We start from the raw sequence: 2,646 nt of genomic DNA on the forward strand, positions 1-2,646 counted from the left end.
TGTACGAGTGCCCACACAGATGATTGCTTTATATTGTTAAAGAACGTTTTGAGTCGCTTTGGCGTCTCAAGGGATGCGAATAATACACCCTTTATTTTTTGAGTCAACACTTAGTTTTAAACTTTCTTTTTAGAAGATTTAAAACCGAAGTTTTATTTAACTCTCTGAGTAGTTCGTGCCTCGCTATGCGTTGGCGTTTCCCGTCTCAGTGGGGTCGCATTATAGGGAGAACAGATTTTTACGCAAGTACTTTTTTAAAGAAAAAGTAAAAAAAGATGCTTTTCGCTCAGTATCTGAACTAAACCCCCTGAAACTGATAGTTTTGTAACCAAACGGTGCCTTTTATGGTACAAAAATAACCTTGCTGATACACTCAAAGCTAATAACTATTATCTAAAAGGTACTAAATATGGCAATCCGTTCTTATAAAGGTGTAACTCCTTCGTTTAATTCGTCTGTTTATATTGATGAGTCATCAGTTTTGGTTGGTGATATTACTTTAGGTGATAATAGTAGTGTTTGGCCTTTAGTAGCTGCCCGAGGCGATGTTAACTATATACGTATTGGTAAACGCTCCAATATACAAGATGGCAGTGTATTGCATTTATCTCGTGCAACTAAAAGCAATCCAGATGGTTATCCACTTATTATAGGTGACGATGTAACTGTAGGTCATAAGGTAATGCTGCACGGATGTATATTAGGAAACCGTATACTTGTAGGTATGGGCGCTATTATTATGGATAACGTGGTTGTTGAAGATGATGTAATTATAGGTGGGGGATCTTTGGTACCACCAAACAAACGCTTAGAGTCTGGTTACTTATATGTAGGGAGTCCGGTTAAGCAAGCCCGCCCTCTAACGGAGCAAGAACTTGCCTTTTTAAAAATATCTGCCAGTAACTACGTATCACTTAAAGATGAGTATTTAGCTGAAATAGCTAATTTAAGTTAATAAGCTTACTTCAATTTGGCCTGCCGAGTTATAGCTCTCTTCTTCGATAAGCTCCTCGGCACGTTCTTCGTAATCAAAACGATACTTTTCAAAATACTCTGTTGCATGGCTTTCGTCTGTTAATTTAAGTGTATTTACTTCTATTACACACTCCACCAGCATGCCACTAACTTGTGCAAAAAATACTAACTGATGATCGGGCTCTCTAAACTCTAGCCTATCTATAAATTGTATTGCCTGATTCATTTAAGCGTTCCTTGTTTGAGCGCATCAACGACGGGAAGTATTTTTGGCATTTTATTACGCCATACATAATATGCTTGAGCAGCTTGGCCAACTAACATGCCACTGCCATCTAAAAGCTTAGCGTTAATATTATGCTGTGCAACCCAATTCATAAAAATGGTATTTTGCAGTGAATAAAACATGTCATAAGCGACTTCACAGTTAGTTATGTGTTTTTTATCAAGTGCTGGAAGTTCGTTATTCATACTGCTAGAGGTAGAGTTTATTATTAGTGAGTAATCGCTTACTGGTAAATCATCAAAACCAAAGCCAGATACTGGTCCATATTGGGTAAACAGCTCTGCGAGTTCTTTGGCTTTTTGTGCTGTGCGATTAACTATTATTATTTCCTGAGGGTTATGCTCTAACAAAGGTAAAATAACCCCTCGAGCAGCACCGCCCGCACCTATGATTAAAATGCGTTTATTAGTTATGGCTACTTCATTAGCGAGTAAATCATTTACAAAGCCCACACCATCGGTGTTATCACCGAGTAATGAGTCATCATCTCGTTTTTTTAATGTATTAACAGCCCCTACTATTTTGGCTAATGGCGTAAGCTCATCAGCCATTGCATAAGCTTGCTCTTTAAATGGCATTGTAACGTTAGCACCCACACCGCCTTGCTCAAAAAAAGACAATACTGTTTTTTCAAAGTTATCGATAGGTGCTAATATTGCGCGATAGTCGATTTGCTCACCCAGTGATACAGCAAATTGTTTATGTATCGCGGGGGATTTTGAATGTTTAATTGGATTTCCAAAAACCGCATATTTGTCCATTTTAAAGCAACCTCTTTGCAGCTATAACACTGCCTATTAACGATGATAAGTAATATGATTAAACGACTTTTTTCTAAATCTAAGCCGGCTCCCGAGCAACAGGCTCCTACTCCTGAAAAAACACCGTATGAAATAATAGGTGGAGAGAAAGGGGCGCGAGCTATCTCCAATCGATTCTACGACATAATGGAGTCAGATGAATACGCTAAACCGTTATATGATATGCATCCTCTGCCATTAGATCGAATTCGCCAAGTATTTTTTGAATTTTTATCTGGTTGGTTAGGCGGGCCAAACCTATTTACTGAAAAACATGGCCAGCCAATGCTACGTAAAAGACATATGCCTTTTACTGTAGATAAAGCATTGCGCGATCAGTGGATGTACTGCATGAATAAAACGCTGGATATAGAAATAGACAATCCGTTGTTGCGTGAAGGCTTAAAGCAATCATTCTCTCAACTAGCAACGCACATGATCAATCAGCATTAAATTTATATATAGCCATAATGCAAAAAGGCGCTAATTAGCTGTCTCTTATACACAAATCCCTGCTAAGAAATTAGCGGGGATTTTTTTGAACTAAATCTCAATGTCATGATCAGATCTTCAAATCTTGTTTGA

4 protein-coding genes are annotated in these 2,646 nt (G+C 38.1%); 2 read left to right on the forward strand and 2 right to left on the reverse strand.

Features of this window, described 5'->3' with window-relative positions; genetic code table 11:
- Positions 1-409 precede the first annotated feature (409 nt).
- Complete coding sequence (locus tag L655_RS0109670; RefSeq protein ID WP_024604901.1) at positions 410-955, forward strand: gamma carbonic anhydrase family protein; 546 nt, start codon at positions 410-412, stop codon at positions 953-955.
- On the opposite strand, the gene L655_RS0109675 is transcribed toward L655_RS0109670, so the two are convergent.
- Together L655_RS0109675 and aroE are read right to left on the reverse strand one after the other, a co-directional pair.
- Positions 947-1,201 (reverse strand): DUF1488 family protein, encoded by a 255-nt coding sequence (locus tag L655_RS0109675; RefSeq protein ID WP_004335144.1) that lies wholly within the window; start codon positions 1,199-1,201, stop codon positions 947-949. The genes L655_RS0109670 and L655_RS0109675 overlap by 9 nt on opposite strands.
- A complete protein-coding gene (gene aroE, locus L655_RS0109680) occupies positions 1,198-2,022 on the reverse strand; it encodes a shikimate dehydrogenase (RefSeq protein WP_024604902.1) in 825 nt (274 codons plus the stop codon). The genes L655_RS0109675 and aroE overlap by 4 nt, the downstream gene beginning before the upstream one ends.
- Before the next feature lie 54 nt (positions 2,023-2,076).
- Between aroE and L655_RS0109685 the strand changes: the two genes are divergently transcribed.
- The gene (locus L655_RS0109685; RefSeq protein WP_004335148.1) at positions 2,077-2,514 is read left to right on the forward strand and encodes a group II truncated hemoglobin; all 438 of its coding nucleotides are present in this window, start codon (positions 2,077-2,079) and stop codon (positions 2,512-2,514) included.
- Positions 2,515-2,646 lie beyond the last annotated feature (132 nt).

Origin of the sequence: Pseudoalteromonas sp. TAE79 (genome assembly GCF_000498015.1) — a bacterium.
Lineage (GTDB): Bacteria > Pseudomonadota > Gammaproteobacteria > Enterobacterales > Alteromonadaceae > Pseudoalteromonas.

Coding starts and splice junctions, on each gene's coding strand:
- L655_RS0109670 (WP_024604901.1), top strand. CDS start 410: ATGGCAATCCGTTCTTATAAAGGTGTAACTCCTTCGTTTAATTCGTCT.
- L655_RS0109675 (WP_004335144.1), bottom strand. CDS start 1,201: ATGAATCAGGCAATACAATTTATAGATAGGCTAGAGTTTAGAGAGCCC.
- aroE (WP_024604902.1), bottom strand. CDS start 2,022: ATGGACAAATATGCGGTTTTTGGAAATCCAATTAAACATTCAAAATCC.
- L655_RS0109685 (WP_004335148.1), top strand. CDS start 2,077: ATGATTAAACGACTTTTTTCTAAATCTAAGCCGGCTCCCGAGCAACAG.